This is a genomic window from Arthrobacter sp. UYCu723 (assembly GCF_054059215.1).
Genome location: NZ_JBSSBW010000001.1, coordinates 1,797,882 through 1,823,208, shown reverse-complemented (window position 1 = coordinate 1,823,208; position 25,327 = coordinate 1,797,882). Strand labels below are relative to the sequence as shown.

The window sequence follows — 25,327 nt, the reverse complement described above, 5'->3', positions numbered from 1 at the left end:
CCGCCGTCTGCGTTGGCGCGAGTGTCTAGCGGCCGCCGGTTTCCAGCACCTGGGCCAGGTCATAGGAGACCGGCTCCTCGAGCTGTTCATAGGTGCAGGAGCGCGGATCACGGTCCGGGCGCCAGCGCACGAACTGCGCCGTGTGGCGGAACCTCACGCCTTCCATGTGGTCGTATTTCACTTCCACGACGCGTTCCGGGCGGAGCGGTGTGAAGGACAGGTCCTTGCCCCCGCTCCACCGGCTGCCCTCCGCATTCCGCGGCGTCCGGGCGCCCTCCTCCTGCCGGGCCGGGGTCCACGGGTGGTCCTCGAGGCCGGTGACGAGGGGCTGGAGCTCCTCGAAGAGGTCCTTGCGGCGCTGCATCGGGAAGGCGCCCACCACACCCACATTGGCGAGGACGCCGTCGTCGTCGTAAAGGCCCAGCAGCAACGACCCGATGCGGTCCGGCCCGGACGTGTGCACCCGGTACCCGGCGAGGACGCAGTCCGCGGTGCGTTCATGCTTGATCTTGACCATGGCGCGTTTATCCGGCTGGTACGTACCGTCCAGGGCTTTGGCCACGATCCCGTCCAGGCCGGCCCCTTCAAACTGGCTGAACCACTGCCCGGCGGTCTCCCGGTCCCGGGTCGCGGGCGTCAGATGGATGGGCGCGGCACTCCCGGCCAGCGCCCGTTCCAGCGCGCCGCGCCGCTCGGAAAAGGGCCGCGCGGTGAAGTCCTCCTCAGCCAGCGCCAGCAGATCAAACGCCACAAAACTCGCCGGAATCTCCTCGGCCAGCAGCCGCACCCTGCTTGCGGCCGGATGGATGCGCTGCTGGAGCGCATCGAAGTCGAGCCGGTCCCCGGAAGCGCCCACCAGGATGATTTCACCGTCGACCACACAGCGCGGCGGCAGGTTCGCCTTGAGCGCTTCAACCAGCTCCGGGAAGTAACGGGTCAGGGGTTTACCGTTGCGGCTGCCGATCTCCACCTCCTCACCGTCGCGGAAGATGATGGACCGGAAACCGTCCCACTTCGGCTCAAAACTCCACCCCGGCCCGGAGTCCCCGGAGCCCGAGTCCCCGGTTCCCCCGGGGAGCGCACTCGCGGCCTTCGCCAGCATCGGCGCGATCGGGGGCATCAGGGGCAGTCGCATAGGCCCCATTCTTACCCGGCGGTCCGCTCGCCGCCAGCCCCCGCCGGCAGGTATTCCTCGACACACCCCTGAGGACAGTTTTGCCGGGCGGGCACCCAAACCTTACCCAGAGCTTACGCACCGCTTACCGGGCCGAAACGCCGCCGCAACATAGGCACGTCACACTGGAAGTGCCGGCAAGAGCAGGCACCAGCTCCATTCCAGGAGGCCCCGCCATGTTGAAGGAAGCCAAAGCCCATGTGACCCGCGTCCGCGCTGTGGATCAGCTGCACCGCGGCGACGAGATCGAGGCCCGCCTGCGGATCGGCCCGAACTACGACGACGTCGTGATCCGCCGCGGCAGCGTGCAGGAAACCGCGCCAGGAATCGGCGTCGTCTGGATCATGGACCGGCAGTCCGGCACACGCAAGGCCATCAACACGGACGAGTGCAGCCTCTGGCGGGTCGCCTGAGACCGCTAGCCTCCCGCGACCGACTGGATGATCAGCAGTTCCTGGCCCGGGGAGACCTCGGTGGCCAGGCCCTGCAGCCGGCGGATCTCATTCCCGTTGACGTAGATATTCACGTAGCGCCGGACCGCCCCGGTTTCATCCCGCAAACGCCTGGAAAGCGCCGGGTAGCCCCCGGTCACCGAGTCCAGCACCGCCGCAACAGTCACCGCCGCGCCGGCGGGCGCAGTCAGGACGGACTGCCCGCCGGCGAGCGGCTGGAGCACGCTGGGAAGCAGGACGCTGATCTCAGTCATGGACGCTCAGGCGTTCACGGCGACGCCGGGCGCGGCAACGGGTACGGGTGCGGAGGACACGGCCGCGGCCCGCACGCACAGCACGTCCGGCAGGTGGGAGGCCACTTCGGTGAAGTGTTCGCCCTCGTCGGCGCTGGCGTAGACGCTCCCGCCGCGTGTCCCGAAGTACACGCCGGCCGGCTCCGCCGCATCGACGCACGCGGCGTCCCGGAGCACGGCGTTGAACTCAGCCCGCGGAAGGCCGGAGTCGAGCCGTTTCCAGCTCGCGCCGGCGTCGTCGGTCCGGTGGACGGCAAGTTTGCCTTCCGGCGGGATCCTTTCACCGTCAGCTTTCAGCGGGATCACCCAGGCGGTGCCTGCCCGGCGCGGATGGGTGAGCATCACGAAGCCGAAGTCCGCCGGCAGCCCTTCAGCGATCGACTGCCAGTGCTCGGCGTCGTCGTCGCTGCGGTAGACGCCGTGGTGGTTCTGCGCGTAGAGGCGGCCGTCGACGGCGGCGTCGGCCGCAATCTTGTGGACGCACTGGCCGAATTCCGGGTTGGGATCGGGCATGAAGTACGCCGAAATCCCCTTGTTCCGGGGCTCCCAGGAAGTGCCGCCGTCGAGCGAGCGGTAGACCCCGCCGGTGCTCATGGCAACATGGACCTTCTCTCCCGTGGGGTCGACGACGATCGAATGCGCCGCGGCGCCGCCGTACCCGGCTCCCCATTCGGTGCGGTGCGGGTGGTCCCAGAGTCCCCGGTTCAGCTCGAAGTGTTCGCCGCCGTCGGTGGACTTCCAGACGGAGATCGGCTCGCAGCCGGCCCAGACGACGCCGGGGCGGGACTCGGCATCCGGGTGGATCTGCCAGACGCGTTCCAGGGCGGCATCGGTGTCTTCGGGGAAACGGATGGCGCCCTGCTCCGGCTCGCTCCACGTCCCGCCCAGGTCATCGGAGTGAAAAACGGTAGGACCCCAGTGTTCCGACCTGACGCCGACCAGGATCCGGGTCCGGCCGTCGCGCGTGTCGATGCCGATGCTGGGGATCTCGCTCATCAGGAAATGCGGACCGGACAGGGACCAGTCCTTGCGGTCGGGACTGGTCGCGAGCCAGAGCCCTTTTTTCGTGCCGATCGCCAGGACATAACTCTCTTCGGTAGCCATGCCCCCCATGCAACCACTCCGGCCGGGCGGCCGCAATGGTTATTTCCACTCAACGGACGACGCCGGCTTGTTGCCGCCAGCCGCCCCCCAGCCTGTTGCCGCCGGAAATCAGTCCACGAATTCGGACTGGGTCTCGATGAAGTCCCAGTCGGCGGCGGTGAGCACGGCCGCCACATTGTCGGGGTGGGGGCCGCCGGCCTCCGCGATGCCCTGCAGCACCGGTAAGGGCACTTCGGCGGCGCGCAGGTTTTCCCGCAGCCACTCCTTGCTCGCCAGATCCAGATCCAGCCACCACATGAAGATTTCCACCGCGGTCACCCTTTCCCTATTTCTTCAACCGTAGGCCCCGTAGCGAAGGTGTTCAAGAGCCACTCAACCACGCCGGGCACGCCGCAGGTCAATGGTGCGCAGACCCCACGAAGTCCAGGGCCTCACGGGCCAGGGCCAGCCATGACTCCTCATCGTCGGCCGTGACGGTGAGCCACTCCTTCATCGCACGGCCCTTTCCGGCGTCGAACGGAGTGCCGGCTCCGGCCCCGATCAGCGTGTCGACCCGATCATGGGGCAGCATGGGAACATCCTCCCGCCCAATCTATTCCTACGGCTCCCATGCGTGCGGTGTTCAGGCAACCTTGTTTGGTCGGGCGGCGGAAACGCGCCGACGAGCGACGGCGGGCTGGCATGTTGCGGGCGAGTGGGTTCCCGCCGTGGGCTGCGGCAGGTCGGAGAAATGGCTAACTGCGGGCGCGGGGGCGGTGTCGAGGGCAGGAGGCCATGTTGATGAGCCGCTGGCGGGGACTTCGGGGCAGAGATCGGTGATGAGGCCCAGCCCGGCATACTCGCGCACCGCGCTGATGCCGGAGACAGCAGCCGACTTGTCCGAAAACGGCCTGGAGATGGCCACCACGGTTCCGTCGGGGGCTTTCAGCCTGAATCTGAAATACATGTCCTCGTCGGTGAAGAGTTCAAATTTACCGGTCATTGTTATCCTCCTGAACGCGGGTACCAGGCCGCCTTCGACATTCTCTCGTCGGGTCCTGGATGCGGCATTGCATCAAGGTTTTGCCGATTTGCAAAGGAGCATTTCTTCATCTGATATGTGAAGCGCGCCAATTGAAACGTGAAGCGCGCCACACGGCGCCCTCACCAACATACGCGGAAAGACCGTCTGCTGGCGAGTCCACCAACGGTCGCCGGGAGCGGATTCGGCCCGATTGGCCGTTCGATTTCGGGCTTTGCACGGTCATCAACGGGAATCCCCGAAATGCACCGCCGGGTTACGTCCCGCCTGCCGTGCCTGACCTCAGGAAAGCTGCCGTGCATTGGGCAAACTCGTTCGCCTGTCTTTACTTCCGTGGCATGTGGAATGCTTCAGCCATGCCGTTCGACGTCGAATACGAGAGGCACTGACCGGCCCACCTCCAGCGGGACATCGGCTCGCCAGGAACGACACCCGGTCCGTGTCGGGTCGGGTCCTGAGAGACAAAAGAGACCCGGCGGAAGCAGCCGGGTCTCTTCTGAATGACCGGTCCTTAGATGGTGCTGGCGTCGACTTGAAGGGGTGCCTCGGTGGCGCCGGAGGTGACTCCCGCAGGTCTCGGGGCGATGTGAAGTCGCGTGGAGAACGCCGCGATGAGGGCGAAGAGGAAGGCTCCTGCCGCGATGGCCAGCGCCATGGCGGCGACGGTTCCGTAGCCGCTGACCCGGGGGTCCAGGAACGGGTAGGGGTACCAGTCGACGATGGGACCGCGGATCAGGCTGTAGATCAGGTAGAGGAGGGGGAACGCGAGCCAGATCAGCGAGGTGCGGACGGGAACCCTGGCTTTGGGCAGGTCAACAAGCCAGTCGATCACCATGATCGTCGGGATGGTGTAGTGCAGCACGACGTTGATCCAGGGGATCGGAGTGTTGACGTCGATGTTGCTCAGCAGAAGGTTGTAAACGATCCCGGTGATGGTCATGTAGATGGTCGCGGCTCCGCGCAGGAGTTCAAGCCAGCGGGGGCTTTCGCCGTTCCACGCGTACCGTCCGGCGATCGCCAGGGCGATGACGGCGATGACGTTTGATTCGATGGTGAAGTAGCTGAAGAAGTTCCCCACGGAGGCGCCGGGAGCGTTCTGGAGCAGGTGGGTCAGCTGGAAAAGTATGGCCAGGAATCCGAGCAGGGCAAACCAGAACCTGAAGATCGCGAGCCCTCGATTGGGTGTCATATAGGGATCCTATGGGGCCAGGAACGTCGGGGCCGTGAGGTTGGCGGTGTCGGCGCCGGGTCAGCGCGCAGGAGGGGCGCCGACTTATATGGAGGTATCGGGTCAGCTTGCCCGCGGCATGGTCGTGGGAGCTTCGCGGTTCAACCCGGAGCGGTGCTTGTCGCGAGAAGGTCCGGTGAGTAGGGCCCTGTTCAGGCCGGCGTGCCGGGGCAACAATTGAGTATGTCCGACGAGCCCTTCACCGGTCCTGCGCCCCTCCTGCTCGGCGTCCTGCCGGGACAGTACCCGGAAGTGCTGCAGACCGCCGCGTCGCTGGCGGACGCTCTTTCCGCGCCCCTGACCTGCGCTTACGTGGACGAGGCAAGCTATCTGGTGGAGTGGGATCCGGCACGGTCGGCGCACCGCTTGTCCCTGCACCCGGACGTGGACGACGCCGAAATCCGGGCAGTGACCCAGGAGCTGCGGTCCGTCGTCGGGGCAGCCTGCGACAAGCTCGGGGTCAACTGGGCCCTGCGGACCCTCGCCGGCGACCCGGCCCGGGCGCTCGGCCGGCTGGCGGCGGAGGCGGGCGCGGCAATGATCATCGTGGGCACCCCCGAACGCGGGCTGGGGCACCGCCTTTCCGCCGCACTCAACGGTTCGGTCGCCGCGTGGCTGAGCCACCATCAGGAGCATCCGATCCTGATCGTCCCGGCCCCCGTCGCGAAACGTGGCCGCCCGCCGCGCGGCTCCTGACGGGCCCCTCGGAACTCCCCGTGGACCGCAGTCCGCGGGTGAAAACTGCCCCGGGAAAGTAAAGCGAAAGTAGTTATCCGGGGCGCTGGCTTTCTTTGACTACCGCCGAGTAAGCTTGATGTCGTAGCCCGATGGAGGGTCTACCCCATAGCTGCTCCGGAGTGCGTATCCCCCAATAACGCACTCCGGAGCTCTTTAACGCCCGGGCAGGTTCCGCAGCCCGGACCGCCGATACCCCCACCGGGTACTTGCGTCATACCCCTAGGGGGTATATCTTTGCCTTATGAACGAGTCCGAGATCCCTGTCCTGGCAACTGCCGATGCCGATGCGGAACACCAGCAGCACGGCTACACCTCCAACAAGGACGCGTACCTCCGGCGGCTCAAGCGGATCGAAGGCCAGGTGCGCGGCATCGCCCGGATGGTCGACGAGGACAAGTACTGCATCGACATCCTCACCCAGGTTGCCGCCGTCACCAAGGCCCTGCACGCCGTCAGCCTGGGACTGGTCGAAGAACACATCGGCCACTGCGTCGTCGGTGCGGCGTCCGAGCCGGATCCGGATCTTCGGGCGGAAGCCATCGACTTCAAGGTCAAGGAGGCCACCGATGCCATCGGGCGCCTGCTGCGGTAGCGGCAACACCACTCACCACACGATCGGTCTGCTTCAACCACCAGCAGCCCACCAAAAGGAGCCAGCCATGAGCACCGTTTCGACCACCGTCAGCGTTTCCGGCATGACCTGCGGCCACTGCGTGTCCTCCGTCAGCGAAGAGCTCGAGGCGCTGACCGGCGTCGAGAAGGTCGACGTCGACCTCAACGCCGGCGGCGTCTCCACCGTCACCATCACCTCCACCGCGGCGCTTTCCGCCTCCGAGATCGGCGAGGCCGTTGCCGAGGCGGGCTACATGGTGGTGGCCAACGAGGCCTGAACAGCACCCCGCCACCAGCCGGAACCCCCACCGGGCACGCCACCAGGACAAGGAAAAACCGTGAGTAACGAGCAACTGCTGGACCAGCCCGGAGGCCGGGTGATCGAACTCGATATCGAGGGCATGACCTGCGCGTCCTGCGTCAGCAGGGTCGAACGCAAACTCGGAAAGCTCGACGGCGTCGAGGCCTCGGTCAACCTTCCCTTGGAGTCCGCCCACGTCACCGTCCCCGCGGGCGTCACCGACGAACAAGTCACGGCCACAGTAGCCGCCGCCGGCTACAAGGCCACAGTCCGTCCCAGCCGCAACCCCGCCCCTGTAACCGAGCCGGGCGAAACACGCACCAGCGCCGGGGCGTCGAGCGCCTCAAGCACCGGCGCAGACCACCTGGCCCACGGCGGAACTGCAGCCAGGCTCCGCCCGCGGCTCATCGTCGCCGCCGTCCTCACCATCCCGGTCTTGCTGATGTCGATGTTCCCGGCGTTCCAGTTCGCGAACTGGGGCTGGGCCGCCGGTGCCCTCGCACTGCCGGTGGTCAGCTGGGCTGCGTGGCCGTTCCACCGGGCCGCCGCCGTCAACGCCCGGCACTTTGCGTCCACAATGGACACCTTGGTGTCCATCGGTGTGACCGCCGCGTACATCTTTTCGGCCTGGCAGCTGCTCGCGGACCCGCGGATGACCGACCACCTGCCACGTATCGCCAGTATGGAGATGGGTTCAGGCGGGCTGTACTTCGAGGTCGCATCCGTTGTCACCACGTTTCTGCTGCTGGGCCGCTATCTGGAGGCCAACGCCAAGAGCAAGGCCGGCGACGCCCTGAAGGCCCTGCTGAACCTGGGCGCGAAGGATGCCACGGTCCTCCGCGACGGCAGCGAACACAAGATCCCCGCGGACCAACTTGAGGTGGGCGACGTGATCGTGGTCCGCCCCGGCGAGAAGATCGCCACCGACGGCGTCGTCGTCGATGGCTCCTCCGCCGTGGACGCCTCCCTCGTGACCGGCGAATCGGTACCGGTGGAGGTCGGCCCGGACAGCCTCGTCACCGGCGCCACCATCAACACCTCCGGCCGGATCCTGGTCCGCGCCACCCGGGTCGGCTCGGAGACAACCCTGGCCCAGATGGGCCGGCTGGTCTCCCAGGCACAGACCGGGAAGGCTCCGATCGCGCGCCTCGCGGACCGCATCAGCTCCGTGTTCGTGCCTGTCGTCCTGGCCATCGCCGCCATCACCTTCGCCGCATGGCTGCTCAGCGCCGGACCGGCCATCAGCGACGCCGAGCTCCGCGCCGCTTTCACGGCAGCTGTTGCCGTACTGGTCATCGCCTGCCCCTGCGCCCTGGGCCTCGCCACGCCCGTCGGACTCCTCACGGGCACCGGCCGGGGCGCCCAGCTGGGGATCCTCATCAAGGGTCCGCAGGTTCTGGAGGACACGCGGACCGTGGACACCATCGTGCTGGACAAGACCGGCACCGTGACCACCGGCCGCCTCGCCGTGGACCGCACCAGGTCGTTTTCCCCCTTCAGCCAGGCCGACGTCCTGCGCCTGGCCGGGGCCGTCGAGGCCGCGTCCGAACACCCCATCGCCCGTGCCATTGCGGCAGCGGCGCTTTCGGCGGAGCGGCAGAACGACGACGGCGGCCGGCTGCCCGCCGTCGTCGGCTTCCAATCCGCCCCGGGCGGCGGTGTCCAGGGCACCGTCAACGGTCGGCTGATCACCGCCGGCCGGACGGGCTGGCTGCAGGAAAACGGGGTCACCATCACGCCCGGGCAGCAGGACCTCCTCCGCGAGGCCGAGGAAGCCGGCGCCACCGCCATCTGGCTCGCCGTGGACGGCGAAGCGGCCGGCATCATCAGCCTGCGCGATACGCTCCGGCGCGGTTCCGCGGCGGCGATCGCCAGGCTCCGGGAACTCGGGCTGCGGCCGATCCTGCTGACCGGAGACAACGCCGCGGTGGCTGCCCAGGTGGCGGCCGCCGTCGGGATCAGCCCGGAAGACGTCTTTGCGGGCGTGCTTCCGGAAGGCAAGGTCGAGGCGGTGCGGAAGCTGCAGGCAGGAGGCGCCACCGTGGCCATGGCCGGAGACGGCGTGAACGACGCCGCGGCGTTGGCACAGGCGGACCTGGGCATCGCGATGGGCTCGGGCACCGACGTCGCCATCGAGGCCGCCGACCTCACCGTCATGGGCAACGAACTCGGGCAGGTGGCCCAGGCCATCGAGCTGTCCCGGCGGACCCTGGCCACCATCAAGACCAACCTCTTCTGGGCCTTCTTCTACAACGCCGTCGGCATCCCGGTGGCTGCCCTGGGCCTGCTCAACCCGATGATCGCAGGCGCCGCGATGGCCGCCAGCTCCGTGCTGGTGGTGGCCAACTCATTGCGGCTGCGCAGCTTCGGCAGGTAGGTCGGACTTCGCGCAGGCGCCCTCCCTCAGGCCGCGCCGAAACGGACGGCAGCTCTGGCCTTCGCCTTGGCGGCTTCCTCCGCGCGGTCCTTTGCCGGGGCGTGGGTCACCAGGGAGTCGAGCAGGTGCTGCGTGGCGTGGGCAATCTCATGCACAGCCCGATTGAAGGCCTCTTCGTTGGCCTTGGACGGCGTGGTGCTGCCGCTGATCTTGCGCACGTATTGCAGTGCGGCAGCCTCCACCTCGGCGCTGGTGGCGTGGGGTTCAAAATTGTGGAGGGTCCGGATATTTCGGCACATATCTCCATGCTAGGTGCCTTCGCGCCCGGGATCGAGGGCCCTGAGTGCGAATGGCACTGCCCCAGAGGAACCGGAACCAAACCCGTTGCCCTATCAGTTGTGGTTGCTTCCGGGCCCTGATAGGGACCGCAACTGATAGGGCATCGGGGTGGGGATGGGAGGGGTGCCCATCGACAGGTTTCGGCGGGGCCGTTCGTTTAAGTGCCGCTTAGGGAACCGGTTCGACGTCGTTCGCGTGGACCAGCGCCGCCGGCAGCGCAGCCGCACCGGCGATGGGCGGGGTCTTGAGCTCGTCCAGCCTGACCAGCAGCACGCCGCCGACAATCAGCAGCCCGCCCAGGAGCTGGATGGGTCCGGGCAGTTCGCCGAGCAACAGCCACGCCCAGATGACGGCGAACAGCACCTCCGTGAGCGAGACAAAAGACGCCACCTTGGATCCGAGCGCCCGCGCGGCGACTATGCCCGCGACATAGGCCAGAACGGTGGCCATCAACACGAGGCCGCCCAGCGCCACCCACCAGGGGGTGACCCAGGGGCCCAGCCGGGTGTCGGCGGTGCTGAAAGCCATCGGCAGCAGGCCGGTTGCCGCGGCGAGCCACATGACAACTGCACCCACCATGAGCCCGCCGGAGGCCAGGACAATGGGCGGCAGGGTGTCGTTCTCCTTGGCCGTGATGAAGAAGTAGATGGCCAGGCAGACGGCGGCCGCCATCCCCCACAGCACGCCGATGAGGTCGATTTTGACGGCTCCGGTGAGATCCAGGACCAGGGCCAGGCCACCCAGGGACAGCAGCGTACCGGCGATGGTCAGCGGGCTCGGCCGTTTCCGGCTGGCAGCCCAGAGCCAGAGCACAATGAGCACGGGGGCCAGGTATTCCAGCAGCAGGGCGACGCCGACCGAGAGCCGTGCCACCGCATTGAAGTAGAACAGCTGGCAGGCGGCGACGCCGATGAGGCCGAACAGCACTATGGTCAGCCAGTTGTCCCGGAGCTGGTGCCAGCGTCCGCGGAGGGCGGGAATGGCGGGGATTGCCAGGATCAGCGCCGCCCCCGTGAGGCGGGCCGTGACCGCGGCGCCGGGGGTCCAGCCCGTTTCCAGGAGCGCCTTTGCGAACGATCCGGAGAGTCCGAACACGGCAGAGGAAAACAGGGCAACTCCCAGTCCCGAGGCCATGAACCCTGAAGCTGCGCCGGCCGCCAGCTGGCCGCTTTTTCCGGGAGTGCGCGTTCCGGCGCCGTGGATATCCGCGGGATTCTGGACCGGTGCATCGGCGGAGCGGCGTGCGGCAGACACGGGCTGCCTCCTGTCAGGAGTAAAGTAGGGTTATGGTCATGACAGTACGCCAAGCGGCCGTAAGGAGTCAAGATGGTTTTTGCCCCTGACACGGAGGTTGCGCTGCGTTCCGTGGTCGACCTCATCAACACCTGCGCCAACGGCGACGAGCAGCTGGCCACGCCTGCGGACCTGGACCGCTTCCTGGCAGCCGAGGGCTTCACGGGCTCCCGGACCCGGGACGCCGCCGAACTGGCCAGTGTGCACCGGCTCCGCGGGGAACTCGCCGAGCTCTGGCTCGCCGGCGAGTCCGCGGCCGTGGAGACGCTGAACAGGCTCCTGCGGGAGGCCCGGGCGCTCCCCCAGCTGGTCAGGCACGATGAGTGGGACTGGCACCTTCACGCCACCACGCCGGAGGCTCCGCTGGCGGACCGGATGAGCACAGAGGCCGCGATGGCCCTGGTCGACGTGATCCGCAGCAAGGAGATGGACCGGCTGCTGGTCTGCGCCGCCGAGGACTGCGACGCCGTCGTTCTGGATCTCAGCCGGAACCGCTCAAAGCGGTACTGCGACACCGGAAACTGTGCCAACAGGGCGCATGTGGCCGCCTACCGGGCGCGCAAAGCAGCATCCTGAACCTCGACCGGCTCAGGACGCCAGGCGTGACGGGCTTGCTAGCGGGGGTCGTCCCGGGGCGTGCCGCCGGAGCTTTCGTCCGGGTCGTCGGAACCCGGCTGTGCACGGTAGCCGCCGTGGCCGGAAGCGGACTTCCTGGAGCTGAGGTTCACGCCGGATCCCTTGCCGAGGTCCTCGGCATTCTCCTTGTGGCTCATCGAAAGCATGGCGGCCAGGACCAGGGTGACGATGAAGGCGATGCCTGCGCCCGTGAAGGCCAGATCAAACCGGGGTGTTTTGGCGCTGCCGCCGGAGGCGAAGATCAGGACGGCGAAGAAGGCCAGCACTGCCCAGAATGTGGAGAACATGAGGGGTCCCTTGACCGAGGTCCGCAGGCTGCGCGGTTCGCCGGATTTCTGCTGTGCCAAGGTGCTTTCCTCCTGCTGCCGACGCGGGCCGGCGTGGCAGTTTTGATACCGCAATTGTTCTACGCAGGGTAGAACCTGTCCGTACTAGTTTACGGCCTCCGTGGAATCGCCCCGCGCATCGTGCCGCAGCGTCAGGCCGGCCAGCATCCACAGCACGCCGCTGATGATGGCTCCGCCGCCGGCGACGCCCAGGAGCGCGTGTGGTCCCAGCTCGATGAAGAAGGGAAGTGCCGCCGCCGTGCCGAGCCCGATCACGCCGGAGGCGATCCAGTCCCGGGCCAGCGCTGTGTGGCCCCGCCCGGTGAGGCCGAGGTAGAGTTCCGCGGCGCCGGCCAGACCGAGCCCGAGCGTCGCGATGACTGCGAACACGAGGCTGCCGGAGATCAGCCCGACGGCGGCGCCGGTTCCGGCCAGCACCGACCCCGCGGCGGAAAGGACCTTGCCGGAGCCGGCGCCGCCCCGGAATTCCGTCTTCTTGACGCTCCAGATCAGCACCGCTCCGGTGGCCAGCAGGTAGAGTCCGCCGGCCCAGCCCATTCCGGCGTCGGAGGGGGAGGCCCAGAAGACGGTCAGCGCACCGAAGCCGAGCGCGACGGCGGCCCGGACAAGCACCGGCTTCCAGAGGTCCGCGGCGGCGGGCAGGGCGGTGGACGCGTCAGGGCTTGCGGGGAGAGTCACGCATCCAGTTTAGTGCGAAGCGCCGAGCACCATCCACCGGTCCGTCCGCGCGCGCAGGCCCAGCGTGAGCGCCCGGGCCAGCATGTAGCCCAGCGAGAACGCCGCCCACAGCCAGAGCAGCCCCGCTCCGCCGTCGGCCCCGGACAACCGGACCGCGAACAAGAGCGGCAGGTAGAGGGCCAGATTCACGACGCCGGCGATCGCCAGGTATTTCGCGTCCCCCGCCCCGATCAGCACCCCGTCCAGCACGAAGACGTAGCCGGCGACGGGCTGGCCGGCCGCCAGCACCCACAGGGCGAGCGTGAGCGCGGCCTGGACGCCCGGGTCGGAGGTGAACAGCAGGCCCGCCCAGGGGGCGGCGGCGGCCAGCAGGACGCCGGTGAGCACCCCGAAGCCGAGTCCCCAGCGGACCATGGTGCGGGTGAGTTCGCGCGCCGCGGCAGGATGGGCCGCGCCAAGCTCCTTGCCGATCAGGGCCTGCGCCGCGATGGCCAGGGCGTCCAGGGCGAACGCCAGGAAGGTGAAGACCGTCATCGAAAGCTGGTGGGCAGCCAGATTGACCGGCCCCTGGGCTGTGGCCACCACGACGGTGGCCAGGATCGCGATGCGCAGGCTCAGCGTCCGCAGCATCAGCCACGAGCCCACCTTGGTCATGGCACGGATGCCGCGCCAGTCCGGCAGCAGCGGCACGCCGTGGCTACGGGCGTTGCGCCGGACCATCAGCACGTAGACCAGCGCCATGGCCCACTGCGCAATACTGGTGCCGATCGCGGAGCCGGCGACGGAGAGCTGCAGCCCGTAGACGAGGAAGAGATTCAGCCCGATGTTCAGCGTGAACCCGGCGGCGGCGACCGCGAGGGGGGTCCGGGTGTCCTGCAGCCCCCGGAGGACTCCGGTGCCCGCGAAGATCAGCAGCATCGCGACGAGTCCGGGCATCGACCAGCGCAGGTAGTCCACGGCGAAGGTCAGCACCTCGCCGCGGGCCCCCATCAGCTCCAGGAGCGGGCCGGCGGCAAGGAATCCGGCCAGGGCGAGGATGCTCCCGAGCAGCAGGGCCAGCCAGACGCCGTCGCGCCCGGCCGCGAGGGCCTTGGGCAGCTGGCCGTTACCGATCGCCCGCGCCACGGCCGGGGTGGTCGAGTAGGCAAGGAAGACCATCAGGCCCACCGCCGTATGCAGCACCGCGGAGGCCAGCCCGACGCCGGCGAGCTGGGCCACGCCGAGGTGTCCGACAATCGCCGAATCCGCGAGCAGGAACAACGGCTCGGCGATCAGGGCCCCGAAGGCCGGGACGGCAAGGCGGAGGATTTCCCGTCGCCGGAAGGCCGGAGACGGCAGCGTGGCGGGAGATGGGGACGAGGCGTACACGGAACAACCCTAACGGGACGCTTGCATCACACCGGTCGACATTTAGTTGACTTTTCAACTAAATGTCGCGAGACTTGAAGTTGAACCTTCAACTGATGTGTGGACGGCAACGCCCGCCCACCCCGACACGAAACGGCACCCACATGAATCAGCCCGCCCTCACCACCTCGGCCCGCACGATCCTGCGCATCGTCACCGGCTTCCTTTTCGCCGCCCACGGCTGGCAGAAATTCAATGAATTCACAATCGCCGGCACTCAGGCTGCCTTCACCCAGATGGGTGTTCCGGCCGCGGAACTGGCCGCGCCCGTTGTCGCCACCCTTGAACTGGCCGGCGGCGTCGCGCTGATCCTGGGCGTGCTGACCCGCATCTTCGCCGTCCTCCTGGCGGCGGACGTGCTGGGTGCGCTGTTCCTGGTCCACGCCCCGGCGGGAATCTTTGCCGCCAACGGCGGCTACGAGCTGGTGCTGCTGCTGGCTGCCGCCGCACTGGCCGTGGCCCTCGTCGGTGCGGGCAAAGTTTCCGTGGACAAGGTGCTGTTCGGCCGCCGCGGCTCAAAGCTCAGCGTCCTCGCCTAGAGAATCTCCGCAAAGAATCTTTGCGCCATCAGGCATGCGACGGCGGGCGGTCACCTCAGGTGGCCGCCCGCCGTCGTTCCTGCCCCTTTTATGGCGTCCCGGACTTATGGCGTCCCGGACGGCGTTTGTGTCGGCGCCCGCGACGGTTCCGCAGCCTGTCAGTAAACTCACAGCATGAGTGAGACTGCCGCCAATTCCGTGACCCTGCGCTTCCTTGCAGCCCCCACCGACGTGGGCCACAGCGGCTCGGTCGACGCCGGCACCGTGCTGGAGTGGGTGGACAAGGCGGCCTATGCCGCCGCCGTCGGCTGGTCGAAGTCCTATTGCGTGACGGCGTATGTGGGTAACATCCATTTCGCAGATCCGGTCAACAGCGGCGACATGGTGGAAGTGGAGGCCACCATCGTCTACACGGGGCGCTCCTCCATGCACATCCGCACCGTCGTGTCCTCGGGCGACCCGAAGGGCGGGGCCGCGACGATGCGCAGCCAGTGCATGGTGATCTTTGTGGCAGTGGGCGTGGACGGCAAACCCATACCGGTGCCGCAGTTTGAACCGGTGACGGCGGAACAGATCGAGCAGCGCGACCACGCGCTGGCGCGGATCAAGGTCCGCGAGGACATCGTCCGGGCCATGAGCGCCCAGGAATATACCGACGCCGGCACCGCCGAACGCGTGGTCCTGCGGTTCATGGCCGCCCCCACGGATGTGAACTGGGGCGGCAAGGTGCATGGCGGGATCGTCATGAAGTGGATCGACGAGGCGGCCTACGTCTGCGCCTCCCGCTACTGCGGGAAGGACACGGTGGCCGTCTTTTCCGGCGGCGTGCGGTTTTACCGGCCGCTGCTGATCGGCCACGTGGTGGAGGTGGAGGCCCGGCTGGTCTACACCGGCACCAAGGGCATGCACATCGCCGTTCATGTCCGCTCGGGGGATCCCAGGGGACGCGAACTGAACCTCACGACCTACTGCCTGACCGTGATGGTGGCCCGCGACGAGCACGGCACCTCGGTCCCGATCCCGCAATGGGTGCCGGTGTCCGAGGAAGACAAGCGGCTGCACGCCCACGCCCGCGAGCTGCTGGAGATCCGGGGGATGGCACCCGGAAACCGGCTGCCCAACCATCTGCTCCCGGCCGGCGGCCTGTAGCGGCCCAACACTGGCCTTCTACCCCCGGGCGGCTTGCCGCTGGAGGCCGGCTAGAATCCGCCTCCAGCGCCTCCGGCGTCGGCCGCCATGTTCGCAAACCGCGAGTAGTGGCCCTGGAACGCCACCACAATGTCCTTGGTCGGGCCGTTACGGTGCTTGGCGATGAGGATGTCCGCTTCACCGGCGCGTGGGGATTCCTTGTCGTAGACGTCCTCGCGGTGCAGCAGGATGACCATGTCGGCGTCCTGCTCGATGGAACCGGACTCACGGAGGTCAGAGACCATGGGGCGCTTGTCCTGGCGCTGCTCGGAGCCACGGTTCAGCTGCGAGAGCGCAATCACGGGCACCTGCAGTTCCTTGGCGAGCAGCTTCAGCGCACGCGAGAACTCGGAGACCTCCTGCTGGCGTGACTCCACTTTCTTGCCCGAGCTCATGAGCTGCAGGTAGTCGAGGATCACGAGTTTGAGGTCATGCTGCTGCTTCAGACGGCGGCATTTGGCGCGGATTTCCGTCAGCGACATGTTGGGGCTGTCATCGATGAACAGCGGGGCATCGTTCATCCGTCCCATGGTCGTGGCGATCTTGGACCATTGCTCGTCCTTGATGGTCCCCTTGCGGAGGTCTTGAAGGCCGATTGTGGCCTCAGCCGACAGCAGGCGCATGGCGATCTCGTTCCGGCCCATTTCCAGGGAGAACATAACGGTGGCGAGGTTGTTCTTGATGGCTGCGGAACGGGCGAAGTCCAGCGCGAAGGTGGACTTACCCACGGCCGGGCGGGCCGCGATGACGATCATCTGGCCCGGGTGCAGGCCGTGGGTCAGTTCGTCCAGCTCGTAGAAGCCGGTGGGCACGCCGGTCAGTCCTTCTCCGCGGTGGCCTGAGGCCTCGATCTCGTCGACCGTGGATTCCATGACGTCCTTGAGGACGACGTAGTCCTCGGCGGTGCGGCGTTCGGCGACGGCATAGATCTCGGCTTGCGCCTGGTTCACCAGGTCCTCGACCTCGCCGTCCGCGCCGTAGCCGAGCTGGACGATCTTGGTGCCCGCATTGACCAGGCGGCGCAGGACCGCGCGTTCGGCGACGATCTCGGCGTAATAGCCTGCGTTGGCCGCGGTCGGGACGGTCTGGATCAGCTCGTGCAGGTAGGCGGGACCGCCGATGCGGTTGATCTCTCCGCGCTTCGTCAGCTCATCAGAGACGGTGACGGCGTCGGCGGGTTCGCCGCGGCCGTAGAGGTCGATGACGGCCTCGTAAATCGTCTCGTGCGCGGGGCGGTAGAAATCCTGGCCACGCAGGATTTCGACGACGTCGGCAATGGCATCCTTGGACAGCATCATGCCACCCAGGACGGACTGCTCCGCGGGTATGTCCTGCGGCGGCTTGCGGCTTCCTTCGGATCCCCGCGTGCCCTCGACTGAGTCCAGATGCGTAACTGACAAAACTGCCGTCCTCCATTGTGTGCCGCGGCGGATATCCGTTCGCCGGCGACGCGTAAGCCATGTGCCTTGATGCCCACATGCTTTAACTGCCCGTGACGTTAACTGCTCGTGACGTCAACTGCTTGTGGCGTCCATCCCGGCGTATGCCGATTGGTTTAGTCCTATCAGCCGGCTCCGACAGTTTGCCTGCCGTCCTGCGCTGCCGTTATCCACAGCGTCGATGCCGGCGGGGCGCCGTTCTGAATTTGCGGAAGGCGTCGTTCGGCGATCATCCGATTTCCGTATCCACGGCTCCATATCCCGCTACGTTATCCCCCCATCGGGCAGGCACCAACCCGGCAGGACGGCGCCCCTGTGGATAAGCTGTGCACTACCGTCCCCTGCTTGTGCACAGCCTGTGGGAACAGCTGTGGATAGAAAATTTGTTGCCTCGGTAATGTGCCGCTGACCTGCGGAAACACAGGGTTCACCTTGTGGACACAAAACTAATTTCCGCAAGCTTCATCCACAGCTTGCACTCTGTGGCTGGGGATACACCGCGGGGCGGGTGCCACATTTGGGGCAAAATAGTCGCATTTCGTGAGGGGCATCACGGCGTCGACAGGATATTGACGCCTTAATCGGCCCACCGTCTGAGTCGTGCGGAATATGCTGTGGATAACCGCAATCTGGCATAAGCTCTAAGCATGGGCGATGTATTGCTGGTCATACTGCCTGCCCTCATCCTGGCGGCAGTCCTCTGGGCGTTCGTTACGGCCCTCAAACCACGGGATTTCGGCATGTCGGACGCGGAGCGATATCAGCTCGAGCTGTCCGTCCGCTCCCAGGCGCACTACGCGGCGCAGGTCCAGGCCGCCACCGCGGCGCGGGCACGGGTTAACGCCGTCACCCGGCCCAGCCAGAACGAACAGCAGCAGTCCCAGCAGGCCGACCACGCCCGCGCAGCCCTGCGCGCCCAGTCCGGCTCCGCGCCGGCCGTGGGACAGCCCGGCTACCAAGGGTCCGTGTTGCCGGGCGGACAGCTGAATCCCCAGTTCGCCCTCCAGCTGCAGTCGCTGGCCCGGAACGGCAAGAAGATCCAGGCCATCAGGCTGCTGCGCCAGGCAACCCATTCAGATCCCTTGACCGCCAAGAATTATGTAGATCGGCTGTAGTACATGGAATCCCTGATCATCCCCATTCTGATTCTGGCAATCGTCGGGGCCAGCGTGTTGCTGATAGCCCGCGCGCTCGCCCGGCGCGGGGCCGGGGCCCAGGCCCGGCCCGGGTCGGCCGCACCGCAGCCCGGTCGCGATCCCGTCGAGCGCGATCCCGTCGAGCTGGCCCGCACGGCGGCGGCCAAGCTGAGCCAGGAACAGCACCGCCGCCTGTACGCGCTGATCGCGCAGGGTCAGGCGATGGCTGCTATCAAGCTCTACTTCGACAGCACCGGCGATGGCCTGCGGGCCTCCCGCGACGCCGTCGGGGCGCTTGCAGCCCACCCCCAGCCGTTCCGGCCGGCACCCGCGCAGCAAGCCCCCCGGGACGAGGAAGACGACACACCGCAGCGTTTCCCGTACCGCTACCGGGCGATCGCCAGCAAGGGCGACGTGACCCGCGAGGTCAGCAGCAACATGCTCAACGATGAGATCTACGGCAGGATCCGCACGCTCGCCAAGAGCGGCGACGCCGAAGCGGCAGCGACCGCCCTGACCCGGCACTCGGACATCTCCATGAAGCAGGCCCGCGAGTTCATCGCTCTGCTTGACGACTGACTTCCCGACGGTCCCGGCGGGCGGCCGGAATCGTTCGGGCGCCCCGCTCGGCGCCCCGGGCTACTGTCCGCGGGAAATCCCCGCGAGCAGCTGTTCGAAAGGCAGCGACTCCAGCGCCGCCGGCTTCTGCTGCGGCTGGGTGCCCTGAAGCAGACGGGCAAACTCGGCCGCTGCGCGGTCGATCCGCGCGGAGAGGGGCGAGCCGCCGTCGTCGTTGGTTCCCCAATCCTGGGGACCCGCGAAGACCGCGGTGGCGGCAACCCGGGTGCGCAGGTAGGTGAACAGCGGCCGCATGGCGAAGTCCAGCACCATCTGGTGCCGGTCCGTGCCGGCGGTGGCACCCAGCAGGACAGCCTTGCCCTCCAGCGACTTCGGGTCCAGCACGTCGATGAACGACTTGAACAGACCGCTGTAGGACGCACTGAAGACGGGGCTGACGGCAATGATGCCATCGGAGCCCTCGACGCCAGCGATCACCTCGGCCAGCCGCGGGGCCGCGTAGCCGGTCACGAAGTTGTTGGCGATGTCCACGGCGAGGTCCCGCAGTTCCACGATGTCCACAGTCACGGCGTGGCCGGACGCCGCGAGCTGCCGTTCAGCCGAGGCTGCCAGCTGGTCCGCCAGCAGACGGCTCGACGAGGGGACGCCGAGTCCGGCGGAGAGGACGGTGATGCGGCGGGTTTCCACAGAGTGCTCCTTGGGTGAGATTGGTCCGTCAGACCGTACTACATGCGTTTGCATCTACCTTTAGAAGCAGCAGGCCGCACCGTTTATTCCCGCCCTCCGTTTGCGCTATCACTTTTGGGCCCCAAGGGGACGGAATGGCAACCACAACTGATAGGGCAACGGAGCCAGCCGATCCCCTGCCTCAGAGCGTGACGCTGCCCTCGATGCAGCTCACGGAGTCTCCGCCGACCCAGATGTCGTCCCCCTCGGCATCGATGTGGACCCGGCCGGCACGGCCCAGCACGGTTCCCTGCGCCGCGACGTAGGATTCCGGTGCCCGGCCGCTGCGGATCAGCCACTGGGCGGCTCCGGCGTTGAAGCTTCCGGTCACGGGGTCCTCGGCCGCGGCGTCGCCCGGGATGAAGGTGCGGACCTCGTAGTCGACGGCGGATCCGGCGGCGTGCGGAGCAATCACCCCGACCTTGAGTCCGGCCATGGCCGCGTAGTCGGGCCTGATGGCGAGCACCTGCGCGGCCGACTCCAGCAGCACCCCGATCCAGTCCGGCCCGTTGACCAGCCAGGAAGCATCCAGCAGCGCTTCCCGCGGCATCCCCAGGCCTGCGGCGATGAGGCCGAGGTCCTCCCCCGCCACCGGGCCGGAGCGGGTCAGCGGCGGGGCCGCAAAGGCCAGCCGGCCGCCGTCGCGCTTCACCCTGACCAGACCCGCCGCACACTCCTGGACCAGCAGTCCGTCCCGTTTGGGGATGCCGCCGGCCTCAAGCCAGGCATGCGCCGAGCCAAGGGTCGGGTGGCCGGCAAAGGGGAACTCCTCGCTGCCGGTGAAGATCCGGACCCGGTAGTCAGCGTCAGGGTGCGTGGGCGGCAGCAGGAAGGTGGTCTCCGAGAGGTTGGTCCAGTTGGCGAAGTGCTGCATCCGGTCCGCCGCGAGGCCTTCGGCGTCGACCACGACGGCCAGCGGGTTGCCGAGGTAGTGCTCGGCGGAGAACACGTCCACTTGCGTGAAGGGGCGGGGGCGAGGTTCGGGGGCTGGATTCGGAGTCACCGCAGCAGGCTATCACCGGCGCGCGCCGAGGCTGACATGGCGTCCGGCGTCTGCCAGACTGCCGTCATGACGGAAAACAAGACCCAGAACAAGATGCAGGCCATCCGGGCATCCGTGGAGGAGTTCCTTGCCGCCGTGGAGCATCCGGTCCGCCGTCAGGATGGTTACCGCCTGCTGGAACTGATGACGGGCATTACGGGCCAGGAGGCGGAAATGTGGGGGCCGACGATCGTTGGATTCGGCCAGTATCACTACAAGTACGGCAGCGGACGCGAGGGCGACTCCCCTGCCGTCGGGTTCTCGCCTCGGAAGGCAAGCCTCTCGCTCTACGGCCTGACATACGGTCCAGAAGCGGCCGAACTGCTGGTCAGGCTGGGCAAGCACAAGACCGGCGCGGGCTGCCTCTACGTCAACAAACTCGGCGACGTCGACGAAAGCGTCCTGGCCGAACTGATCCGGCTGGGCTACCGGCACGTGACCACGGTCCTGCACCACGGCTGATCCCCGGCGCAGTCCCGCAATGCGGGGTCACTTCTGGCCCGTCCCGGGGCCGAAATGGGCGGGGAGTGACCCCCGTTGGAGTTAACGGCAGAAGGCCCCCGTTTCCGGTTCCTCAGAGGAAACCGTAGGCGGGGGCCTTCCAGCAGTTCAGGACTGCATGGCCGGTAAGGGCTACTTGCCTGCGACTACGTCGAGTTCGATCACAGCGGCAACGTCGGCGTGCAGACGGACGTTGGCCTGGTAGGAACCAACCGACTTGATGTGTGCCGGCAGTTCGACCTTGCGCTTGTCGATCTTGCCAAGGCCAGCGGCCTCAACAGCGTCGGCTACGTCGCCCTGCTTGACGGTGCCGAACAGACGTCCGGTCTCGCCAGCCTTGACGACGAGCTTGACCGGCTTGGCGGAGAGTGCAGCAGCCTGCTTCTGAGCGTCTTCCAGGGAAGCGTGCTCGCGGGCAGCGCGGGCAGTCTTGATGGACTCAACCTGCTTCTCGCCACCCTTGGACCAGGTCAGAGCGAAGTTGCGGGGCAGCAGGTAGTTACGCGCGTAACCGTCCTTGACCTCGACAACATCGCCAGCAGCACCGAGACCGGTTACTTCGTGGGTCAGAATGAGCTTTGCCATGTTAGTTAATCCCTTCCTTAGCCGCGGCCAGCGCCGGAGTAAGGCAGCAGAGCAACTTCGCGGGCGTTCTTGATTGCCTGGGCGATCTTGCGCTGTTCCTGCACCGTGACGCCAGTGACGCGACGGGCGCGGATCTTTCCGCGGTCGGAGATGAACTTGCGCAGCAATGCTACGTCCTTGTAGTCGATGACAGTGATGTCAGCGGCCTTCAAGGGGTTGGACTTTGGTTTGGGCTTACGGAGTTCAGCCTTAGCCATCGTGGAGCTCCTATTCGATGGAGCCCGTGGATATTGATCCACGGGATGGTGGTGACCCGACGTCGGTCTGCACCCTTCCGCCTTGAGGCGTTCCGGCGGGTTCCGTCGTCGAACCTTAAATGTTGTTTAGAAGGGAGGTTCGGAATCCGGGCCGTTGCCCCAGGTGCCGCCTGCATTGCTGACACCGGGCGTGGCCCAGGGGTCATCCTGCTGTGCGGGCTGGTTGCCGCCCCAGGTTCCGCCGGAGTTGCCGCCCTGGTTTCCACCAGAGCCGCCACCGAAGCCGCCGCCGCTGTTGCCGCCGCCGAAGCCACCCTGGGCACCGTTGCCGGCACCCCCACCGCCGGAGCGCTGGGTGCGGTTGACCTTGGCGTTGGCGTAGCGCAGGCTCGGGCCGATTTCGTCGACCTCAAGCTCGATGACGGTGCGCTTCTCGCCTTCTTTTGTTTCGTAGGAACGGCTCTTCAGGCGGCCGGAAACGATCACGCGCATGCCCTTTGTCAGGGATTCGGCGACGTTTTCGGCTGCTTCACGCCATACCGACGCGCGGAGGAACAGGGTTTCCCCGTCCTTCCACTCATTGGACTGGCGGTCGAAGGTGCGGGGCGTAGAAGCGATGGTGAAATTCGCTACTGCCGAACCTGACGGTGTGAACCTCAGTTCGGGGTCATTGGTGAGATTACCGATGACCGTAATAGTGGTTTCGCCTGCCATCTACTGCCTCCTTGTTCGTTCCTGCGGGGATGAAGAGTGAAAATCGGGAGCTGAAATTACTCAGCAACAACCTTCTGTACTTCGGGGCGGGTGATCTTGGTGCGCATGATGGTCTCATTGAGACTCAGCTGGCGGTCAAGTTCCTTGGCGGTAGCCGGCTCGGCGGTGAAGTTCACCACGGCGTAGATACCTTCAGACTTCTTCTGGATTTCGTAAGCCAGGCGACGACGGCCCCAGATGTCAACCTTTTCGATGGTTCCACCATCGTTGGTGATGACACTCAGGAACTTCTGAAGCGTTGGCTCAACGGTACGCTCTTCGACCTCGGGGTCGATGATTACCATCAATTCATAAGGACGCATATGTGAACCCACCTCCTTTGGGCTAAGCGGTTACGGCATTTCCGTAACAGGAGGTTCATTTGCGGTGCCATGCGCCTCGCAACACCCCCGGAACGGAGGCAGGGCGCAGCACAGACTTCAATAGCTTAGTGCATCCGGGCCGGATTTCGCGATTCCGTGTCCCCACCATAAGGCCCCGCAACAGGCGGCGGAAGGGCACCGGCGGCCATGTGGACAACCGCCGGGACGGGGTGGGCGCCGGCGGCATGCCATGATCGGGGAATGAACACCGGATCCCCGTCCCGCGCTGTCCGCACCATCCGGCGCAGCCGTCTGCGTTTCGCCGTCATGCTGCTGGCCGGACTCCTTGCCGCGACGGCCGCCGGCCTGGCCGGGCACTGGGTGCAGGCTCCGGCAATCGGCTGGAGCAGTGCGGCGCTGACTTACATGGTCTGGATCTGGCTGGTGATCGGGCGGCTGGGATCCGCGGAGACCCGGGCCCACGCCACGGCGGAGGATCCGTCCCGCAGCACCACCGACCTGCTGATCCTGGCCGCGAACGTCGCCAGCCTGGCAGCGGTGGCAGCCGTCGTCGTCGACTCCCACACCAACACCGACGGCGCTTCACGGCTCGGCGGCGGCCTGCTGGCGCTGGCCTCCGTGGCACTGTCCTGGATGCTGGTCCAGACGCTCTTCACGCTGCGCTACGCCGAGCTGTACTACAGCACCGGCCGGAAAGCAGGTCCGGAGGTGGGCGGCATCGACTTCAACCAGAGCCAGCCGCCGCAGTACACCGACTTCGCCTACCTGGCCACAAGCCTCGGCATGACCTACCAGGTTTCGGACACCGCCCTGCAGAACCACGCCATCCGCGCCGAGGCCCTCAAGCACAGCCTGCTGTCCTACCTCTTCGGGACAATCATCTTGGCTGCCACCATCAACCTCGTGATCGGGCTCGCCGCGTAGTCCGGACGGAAAAGACCTTGGGCGTGCGCTAGTTGAGCACGCTTTCTGCGCGGCAGAGAGGAATGGAATTTCTAAGCTGTCATCGACAGTCCACCGCCCTCGCCGCAAGAGTCCAACAACATACAAACCCGACTGGGATGCTGGGATACTCACAAACCTCACAGAGCGAACTAAACTCACAAGATACACAAGCACTCACAAGGGAAATTCGTGGAGAACCCGTTTCGCCCCTCTGCCGGCGCCACGCCGCCGGAAATTATCGGCCGTGCAGGCCTCCTCGACGAGTTCGACTACGGATTGCGCCTCGGGTCTGGAGCGCCGGGACTTCTGACCATCTTCACCGGTGCGCGCGGCATCGGCAAGACCGTCATGCTCGGCGCCGCCCACGACATGGCCCGGGATCACGGCTGGGCCGTGATCTCCGAGACCGCAACGGCGGGCTTCATGGGCAGGATCGGCGAATCCATGCGTCAGTTCACCGAAGAACTAGGGACTGGACCGCAAGGTCGCCGTATCACAGCGATCTCTGCGGCCGGCTTCAGCCTTACGACACAACTCCCACCGGAACGCCAGGTCGCATGGCGGGGTATCGCCGAGGAACTCCTCGGAATCCTTCAGGCACGCGGCGCCGGCCTTGTCATCACAGTGGATGAAATCCATGCGGCTGACCGTACTGAGTTGGCGCAGTTGGCAGCCAGTGTCCAACATTTTATTCAGGACCGGCTTCCCATTGGGCTGGTCTTTGCCGGGCTGCCGGCTGCGGTGTCAGACTTGCTCAACGAGGGCGTGGCGACATTCCTCCGTCGGGCCGACAAGATCGATCTGCATGCGGCCGCAGTCCGGGACGTGGAGTCCTCGTTCGCGGAGACGTTCGCCGCGGCGGACTTCGATATTGCCCAAGGATTGGTCCGCCAAGCGGCCGAAGCCACCGAAGGATATCCGTTTCTTATCCAACTGGTCGGATACTTCCTCTGGAGGGAAGCAGAAAACAACGACGGAAGGGTCGAGCCAGAGGCGGTCAACAGGGCCATTGCTGCCGCCGAGCGGCGCAATGCACGCACCGTGATCGAAGCGGCCCTCTCCACTGCCTCACCCAAGGACATGGAATTCCTGCGTGCAATGGCCGAAGACGACGGACCGTCGGCCTCGGGTGACATCGGGCAACGGCTCGGAGCCAGGACAAACCTCGTCGCGAACTATCGGACCAGGCTCCTAGCCGCCGGACTCATTGAGTCGGCCGGGCACGGCAAAGTCGATTTCGCTATCCCAGGGTTGCGCCGGCACCTCAGGTCGCAACCCACAGCCTGAGCCGCC

The 25,327-nt window shown here is 66.6% G+C and carries 32 protein-coding genes; 13 read left to right on the top strand and 19 right to left on the bottom strand.

What is annotated here, in order from left to right; all coding sequences use genetic code 11:
* Positions 1 to 25: 25 nt before the first annotated feature.
* On the bottom strand, positions 26 to 1,135 hold the full coding sequence (locus ACVWZ8_RS08520) for an ATP-dependent DNA ligase (protein WP_456504367.1): 1,110 nt from the start codon (positions 1,133 to 1,135) through the stop codon (positions 26 to 28).
* A 215-nt stretch (positions 1,136 to 1,350) separates the two neighbouring features.
* Here ACVWZ8_RS08520 and ACVWZ8_RS08515 point away from each other — a divergent pair, with 215 nt between their 5' ends.
* On the top strand, positions 1,351 to 1,587 hold the full coding sequence (locus tag ACVWZ8_RS08515; protein WP_354239040.1) for a hypothetical protein: 237 nt from the start codon (positions 1,351 to 1,353) through the stop codon (positions 1,585 to 1,587).
* Positions 1,588 to 1,592: 5 nt separating this feature from the next.
* Here the strand turns inward: ACVWZ8_RS08515 and ACVWZ8_RS08510 are convergent, their stop codons facing one another.
* The 6 genes from ACVWZ8_RS08510 to ACVWZ8_RS08485 all read right to left on the bottom strand — a co-directional run bounded on the left by ACVWZ8_RS08510 (position 1,593) and on the right by ACVWZ8_RS08485 (position 5,233).
* Positions 1,593 to 1,880, bottom strand: a complete 288-nt coding sequence (locus ACVWZ8_RS08510) for a MoaD/ThiS family protein (RefSeq protein WP_354239038.1) — start codon at positions 1,878 to 1,880, stop codon at positions 1,593 to 1,595.
* A 6-nt stretch (positions 1,881 to 1,886) separates the two neighbouring features.
* Entirely contained in the window at positions 1,887 to 3,032 is a 1,146-nt protein-coding gene (locus ACVWZ8_RS08505) for a WD40/YVTN/BNR-like repeat-containing protein (RefSeq protein ID WP_426975252.1), read from the bottom strand.
* 99 nt (positions 3,033 to 3,131) lie between these two features.
* On the bottom strand, positions 3,132 to 3,332 hold the full coding sequence (locus ACVWZ8_RS08500; protein ID WP_426975253.1) for a hypothetical protein: 201 nt from the start codon (positions 3,330 to 3,332) through the stop codon (positions 3,132 to 3,134).
* 88 nt (positions 3,333 to 3,420) lie between these two features.
* The gene (locus tag ACVWZ8_RS08495) at positions 3,421 to 3,594 is read right to left on the bottom strand and encodes a hypothetical protein (RefSeq protein ID WP_456504366.1); all 174 of its coding nucleotides are present in this window, start codon (positions 3,592 to 3,594) and stop codon (positions 3,421 to 3,423) included.
* A gap of 51 nt (positions 3,595 to 3,645) precedes the next feature.
* Positions 3,646 to 4,005: a YegP family protein gene (locus ACVWZ8_RS08490; protein ID WP_456504365.1), complete on the bottom strand. Its 360-nt coding sequence runs from the start codon at positions 4,003 to 4,005 to the stop codon at positions 3,646 to 3,648.
* 550 nt (positions 4,006 to 4,555) lie between these two features.
* The gene (locus ACVWZ8_RS08485) at positions 4,556 to 5,233 is read right to left on the bottom strand and encodes a Pr6Pr family membrane protein (RefSeq protein WP_456504364.1); all 678 of its coding nucleotides are present in this window, start codon (positions 5,231 to 5,233) and stop codon (positions 4,556 to 4,558) included.
* A 222-nt stretch (positions 5,234 to 5,455) separates the two neighbouring features.
* On the opposite strand from ACVWZ8_RS08485, the gene ACVWZ8_RS08480 reads away from it, so the two are divergent.
* From ACVWZ8_RS08480 to ACVWZ8_RS08465, 4 genes are all read left to right on the top strand, one after another.
* Positions 5,456 to 5,968, top strand: a complete 513-nt coding sequence (locus ACVWZ8_RS08480) for a universal stress protein (protein ID WP_456504363.1) — start codon at positions 5,456 to 5,458, stop codon at positions 5,966 to 5,968.
* A gap of 283 nt (positions 5,969 to 6,251) precedes the next feature.
* Positions 6,252 to 6,602, top strand: coding sequence for a metal-sensitive transcriptional regulator (locus ACVWZ8_RS08475; protein ID WP_456504362.1), 351 nt, complete (start codon positions 6,252 to 6,254; stop codon positions 6,600 to 6,602).
* 67 nt (positions 6,603 to 6,669) lie between these two features.
* Positions 6,670 to 6,900 carry a heavy-metal-associated domain-containing protein gene (locus ACVWZ8_RS08470; protein WP_456504361.1) on the top strand — a complete coding sequence of 77 codons (231 nt, stop codon included), beginning with the start codon at positions 6,670 to 6,672 and terminating at the stop codon, positions 6,898 to 6,900.
* A 123-nt stretch (positions 6,901 to 7,023) separates the two neighbouring features.
* The gene (locus ACVWZ8_RS08465) at positions 7,024 to 9,300 is read left to right on the top strand and encodes a heavy metal translocating P-type ATPase (RefSeq protein WP_456505921.1); all 2,277 of its coding nucleotides are present in this window, start codon (positions 7,024 to 7,026) and stop codon (positions 9,298 to 9,300) included.
* Between the two features lie 26 nt (positions 9,301 to 9,326).
* Here ACVWZ8_RS08465 and ACVWZ8_RS08460 read toward each other — a convergent pair whose 3' ends face one another.
* Together ACVWZ8_RS08460 and ACVWZ8_RS08455 are read right to left on the bottom strand one after the other, a co-directional pair.
* The gene (locus tag ACVWZ8_RS08460) at positions 9,327 to 9,599 is read right to left on the bottom strand and encodes a DUF2277 domain-containing protein (protein WP_426975262.1); all 273 of its coding nucleotides are present in this window, start codon (positions 9,597 to 9,599) and stop codon (positions 9,327 to 9,329) included.
* A gap of 208 nt (positions 9,600 to 9,807) precedes the next feature.
* Positions 9,808 to 10,773, bottom strand: a complete 966-nt coding sequence (locus ACVWZ8_RS08455) for an EamA family transporter (protein WP_426979763.1) — start codon at positions 10,771 to 10,773, stop codon at positions 9,808 to 9,810.
* Between the two features lie 192 nt (positions 10,774 to 10,965).
* On the opposite strand from ACVWZ8_RS08455, the gene ACVWZ8_RS08450 reads away from it, so the two are divergent.
* Positions 10,966 to 11,508, top strand: coding sequence for a CGNR zinc finger domain-containing protein (locus ACVWZ8_RS08450; protein WP_426975263.1), 543 nt, complete (start codon positions 10,966 to 10,968; stop codon positions 11,506 to 11,508).
* A gap of 38 nt (positions 11,509 to 11,546) precedes the next feature.
* On the opposite strand, the gene ACVWZ8_RS08445 is transcribed toward ACVWZ8_RS08450, so the two are convergent.
* The 3 genes from ACVWZ8_RS08445 to ACVWZ8_RS08435 form a co-directional block, all read right to left on the bottom strand.
* Positions 11,547 to 11,915 (bottom strand): hypothetical protein, encoded by a 369-nt coding sequence (locus ACVWZ8_RS08445; RefSeq protein WP_456504360.1) that lies wholly within the window; start codon positions 11,913 to 11,915, stop codon positions 11,547 to 11,549.
* Positions 11,916 to 11,999: 84 nt separating this feature from the next.
* Positions 12,000 to 12,593, bottom strand: coding sequence for a hypothetical protein (locus ACVWZ8_RS08440; protein ID WP_456504359.1), 594 nt, complete (start codon positions 12,591 to 12,593; stop codon positions 12,000 to 12,002).
* Positions 12,594 to 12,602: 9 nt separating this feature from the next.
* Positions 12,603 to 13,961 (bottom strand): MATE family efflux transporter, encoded by a 1,359-nt coding sequence (locus tag ACVWZ8_RS08435; protein ID WP_456504358.1) that lies wholly within the window; start codon positions 13,959 to 13,961, stop codon positions 12,603 to 12,605.
* Between the two features lie 143 nt (positions 13,962 to 14,104).
* Between ACVWZ8_RS08435 and ACVWZ8_RS08430 the strand changes: the two genes are divergently transcribed.
* Both ACVWZ8_RS08430 and ACVWZ8_RS08425 read left to right on the top strand, forming a co-directional pair.
* The gene (locus ACVWZ8_RS08430) at positions 14,105 to 14,539 is read left to right on the top strand and encodes a DoxX family protein (RefSeq protein ID WP_456504357.1); all 435 of its coding nucleotides are present in this window, start codon (positions 14,105 to 14,107) and stop codon (positions 14,537 to 14,539) included.
* A 174-nt stretch (positions 14,540 to 14,713) separates the two neighbouring features.
* Positions 14,714 to 15,688 carry an acyl-CoA thioesterase gene (locus ACVWZ8_RS08425; protein ID WP_426975268.1) on the top strand — a complete coding sequence of 325 codons (975 nt, stop codon included), beginning with the start codon at positions 14,714 to 14,716 and terminating at the stop codon, positions 15,686 to 15,688.
* A gap of 50 nt (positions 15,689 to 15,738) precedes the next feature.
* Here the strand turns inward: ACVWZ8_RS08425 and dnaB are convergent, their stop codons facing one another.
* Positions 15,739 to 17,127 (bottom strand): replicative DNA helicase, encoded by a 1,389-nt coding sequence (gene dnaB / locus ACVWZ8_RS08420; RefSeq protein ID WP_456504356.1) that lies wholly within the window; start codon positions 17,125 to 17,127, stop codon positions 15,739 to 15,741.
* 686 nt (positions 17,128 to 17,813) lie between these two features.
* Between dnaB and ACVWZ8_RS08415 the strand changes: the two genes are divergently transcribed.
* Together ACVWZ8_RS08415 and ACVWZ8_RS08410 are read left to right on the top strand one after the other, a co-directional pair.
* Positions 17,814 to 18,281 carry a hypothetical protein gene (locus ACVWZ8_RS08415; protein WP_426975270.1) on the top strand — a complete coding sequence of 156 codons (468 nt, stop codon included), beginning with the start codon at positions 17,814 to 17,816 and terminating at the stop codon, positions 18,279 to 18,281.
* 3 nt (positions 18,282 to 18,284) lie between these two features.
* The gene (locus ACVWZ8_RS08410) at positions 18,285 to 18,881 is read left to right on the top strand and encodes a hypothetical protein (protein ID WP_426975271.1); all 597 of its coding nucleotides are present in this window, start codon (positions 18,285 to 18,287) and stop codon (positions 18,879 to 18,881) included.
* Between the two features lie 60 nt (positions 18,882 to 18,941).
* Here the strand turns inward: ACVWZ8_RS08410 and ACVWZ8_RS08405 are convergent, their stop codons facing one another.
* Both ACVWZ8_RS08405 and ACVWZ8_RS08400 read right to left on the bottom strand, forming a co-directional pair.
* Positions 18,942 to 19,568 carry an FMN reductase gene (locus tag ACVWZ8_RS08405; RefSeq protein ID WP_456504355.1) on the bottom strand — a complete coding sequence of 209 codons (627 nt, stop codon included), beginning with the start codon at positions 19,566 to 19,568 and terminating at the stop codon, positions 18,942 to 18,944.
* 181 nt (positions 19,569 to 19,749) lie between these two features.
* Positions 19,750 to 20,610: a PhzF family phenazine biosynthesis protein gene (locus tag ACVWZ8_RS08400; RefSeq protein WP_426975273.1), complete on the bottom strand. Its 861-nt coding sequence runs from the start codon at positions 20,608 to 20,610 to the stop codon at positions 19,750 to 19,752.
* Between the two features lie 66 nt (positions 20,611 to 20,676).
* Between ACVWZ8_RS08400 and ACVWZ8_RS08395 the strand changes: the two genes are divergently transcribed.
* On the top strand, positions 20,677 to 21,111 hold the full coding sequence (locus ACVWZ8_RS08395) for a DUF1801 domain-containing protein (protein WP_426975275.1): 435 nt from the start codon (positions 20,677 to 20,679) through the stop codon (positions 21,109 to 21,111).
* A gap of 171 nt (positions 21,112 to 21,282) precedes the next feature.
* Here the strand turns inward: ACVWZ8_RS08395 and rplI are convergent, their stop codons facing one another.
* From rplI to rpsF, 4 genes are all read right to left on the bottom strand, one after another.
* The gene (gene rplI, locus ACVWZ8_RS08390) at positions 21,283 to 21,735 is read right to left on the bottom strand and encodes a 50S ribosomal protein L9 (protein WP_354238982.1); all 453 of its coding nucleotides are present in this window, start codon (positions 21,733 to 21,735) and stop codon (positions 21,283 to 21,285) included.
* Positions 21,736 to 21,752: 17 nt separating this feature from the next.
* On the bottom strand, positions 21,753 to 21,992 hold the full coding sequence (rpsR, locus tag ACVWZ8_RS08385; protein WP_003800144.1) for a 30S ribosomal protein S18: 240 nt from the start codon (positions 21,990 to 21,992) through the stop codon (positions 21,753 to 21,755).
* A gap of 126 nt (positions 21,993 to 22,118) precedes the next feature.
* Positions 22,119 to 22,706 (bottom strand): single-stranded DNA-binding protein, encoded by a 588-nt coding sequence (locus ACVWZ8_RS08380; protein ID WP_426975276.1) that lies wholly within the window; start codon positions 22,704 to 22,706, stop codon positions 22,119 to 22,121.
* Positions 22,707 to 22,762: 56 nt separating this feature from the next.
* Entirely contained in the window at positions 22,763 to 23,068 is a 306-nt protein-coding gene (gene rpsF, locus ACVWZ8_RS08375; RefSeq protein WP_232084085.1) for a 30S ribosomal protein S6, read from the bottom strand.
* Between the two features lie 261 nt (positions 23,069 to 23,329).
* Here rpsF and ACVWZ8_RS08370 point away from each other — a divergent pair, with 261 nt between their 5' ends.
* Together ACVWZ8_RS08370 and ACVWZ8_RS08365 are read left to right on the top strand one after the other, a co-directional pair.
* The gene (locus tag ACVWZ8_RS08370) at positions 23,330 to 24,013 is read left to right on the top strand and encodes a DUF1345 domain-containing protein (RefSeq protein ID WP_456504354.1); all 684 of its coding nucleotides are present in this window, start codon (positions 23,330 to 23,332) and stop codon (positions 24,011 to 24,013) included.
* Between the two features lie 210 nt (positions 24,014 to 24,223).
* Positions 24,224 to 25,321: an ATP-binding protein gene (locus ACVWZ8_RS08365; RefSeq protein ID WP_426975278.1), complete on the top strand. Its 1,098-nt coding sequence runs from the start codon at positions 24,224 to 24,226 to the stop codon at positions 25,319 to 25,321.
* Positions 25,322 to 25,327 lie beyond the last annotated feature (6 nt).

Bases quoted from the DNA above. Each gene is read 5' to 3' on its own strand.
- ACVWZ8_RS08520 (WP_456504367.1), bottom strand. From the start codon at position 1,135: ATGCGACTGCCCCTGATGCCCCCGATCGCGCCGATGCTGGCGAAGGCC.
- ACVWZ8_RS08515 (WP_354239040.1), top strand. From the start codon at position 1,351: ATGTTGAAGGAAGCCAAAGCCCATGTGACCCGCGTCCGCGCTGTGGAT.
- ACVWZ8_RS08510 (WP_354239038.1), bottom strand. From the start codon at position 1,880: ATGACTGAGATCAGCGTCCTGCTTCCCAGCGTGCTCCAGCCGCTCGCC.
- ACVWZ8_RS08505 (WP_426975252.1), bottom strand. From the start codon at position 3,032: ATGGGGGGCATGGCTACCGAAGAGAGTTATGTCCTGGCGATCGGCACG.
- ACVWZ8_RS08495 (WP_456504366.1), bottom strand. From the start codon at position 3,594: ATGCTGCCCCATGATCGGGTCGACACGCTGATCGGGGCCGGAGCCGGC.
- ACVWZ8_RS08490 (WP_456504365.1), bottom strand. From the start codon at position 4,005: ATGACCGGTAAATTTGAACTCTTCACCGACGAGGACATGTATTTCAGA.
- ACVWZ8_RS08485 (WP_456504364.1), bottom strand. From the start codon at position 5,233: ATGACACCCAATCGAGGGCTCGCGATCTTCAGGTTCTGGTTTGCCCTG.
- ACVWZ8_RS08480 (WP_456504363.1), top strand. From the start codon at position 5,456: ATGTCCGACGAGCCCTTCACCGGTCCTGCGCCCCTCCTGCTCGGCGTC.
- ACVWZ8_RS08475 (WP_456504362.1), top strand. From the start codon at position 6,252: ATGAACGAGTCCGAGATCCCTGTCCTGGCAACTGCCGATGCCGATGCG.
- ACVWZ8_RS08470 (WP_456504361.1), top strand. From the start codon at position 6,670: ATGAGCACCGTTTCGACCACCGTCAGCGTTTCCGGCATGACCTGCGGC.
- ACVWZ8_RS08465 (WP_456505921.1), top strand. From the start codon at position 7,024: ATGACCTGCGCGTCCTGCGTCAGCAGGGTCGAACGCAAACTCGGAAAG.
- ACVWZ8_RS08460 (WP_426975262.1), bottom strand. From the start codon at position 9,599: ATGTGCCGAAATATCCGGACCCTCCACAATTTTGAACCCCACGCCACC.
- ACVWZ8_RS08455 (WP_426979763.1), bottom strand. From the start codon at position 10,773: ATGGCCTCGGGACTGGGAGTTGCCCTGTTTTCCTCTGCCGTGTTCGGA.
- ACVWZ8_RS08450 (WP_426975263.1), top strand. From the start codon at position 10,966: ATGGTTTTTGCCCCTGACACGGAGGTTGCGCTGCGTTCCGTGGTCGAC.
- ACVWZ8_RS08430 (WP_456504357.1), top strand. From the start codon at position 14,105: ATGAATCAGCCCGCCCTCACCACCTCGGCCCGCACGATCCTGCGCATC.
- ACVWZ8_RS08425 (WP_426975268.1), top strand. From the start codon at position 14,714: ATGAGTGAGACTGCCGCCAATTCCGTGACCCTGCGCTTCCTTGCAGCC.
- ACVWZ8_RS08415 (WP_426975270.1), top strand. From the start codon at position 17,814: ATGGGCGATGTATTGCTGGTCATACTGCCTGCCCTCATCCTGGCGGCA.
- ACVWZ8_RS08410 (WP_426975271.1), top strand. From the start codon at position 18,285: ATGGAATCCCTGATCATCCCCATTCTGATTCTGGCAATCGTCGGGGCC.
- ACVWZ8_RS08395 (WP_426975275.1), top strand. From the start codon at position 20,677: ATGACGGAAAACAAGACCCAGAACAAGATGCAGGCCATCCGGGCATCC.
- rplI (WP_354238982.1), bottom strand. From the start codon at position 21,735: ATGGCAAAGCTCATTCTGACCCACGAAGTAACCGGTCTCGGTGCTGCT.
- rpsR (WP_003800144.1), bottom strand. From the start codon at position 21,992: ATGGCTAAGGCTGAACTCCGTAAGCCCAAACCAAAGTCCAACCCCTTG.
- ACVWZ8_RS08380 (WP_426975276.1), bottom strand. From the start codon at position 22,706: ATGGCAGGCGAAACCACTATTACGGTCATCGGTAATCTCACCAATGAC.
- rpsF (WP_232084085.1), bottom strand. From the start codon at position 23,068: ATGCGTCCTTATGAATTGATGGTAATCATCGACCCCGAGGTCGAAGAG.
- ACVWZ8_RS08370 (WP_456504354.1), top strand. From the start codon at position 23,330: ATGAACACCGGATCCCCGTCCCGCGCTGTCCGCACCATCCGGCGCAGC.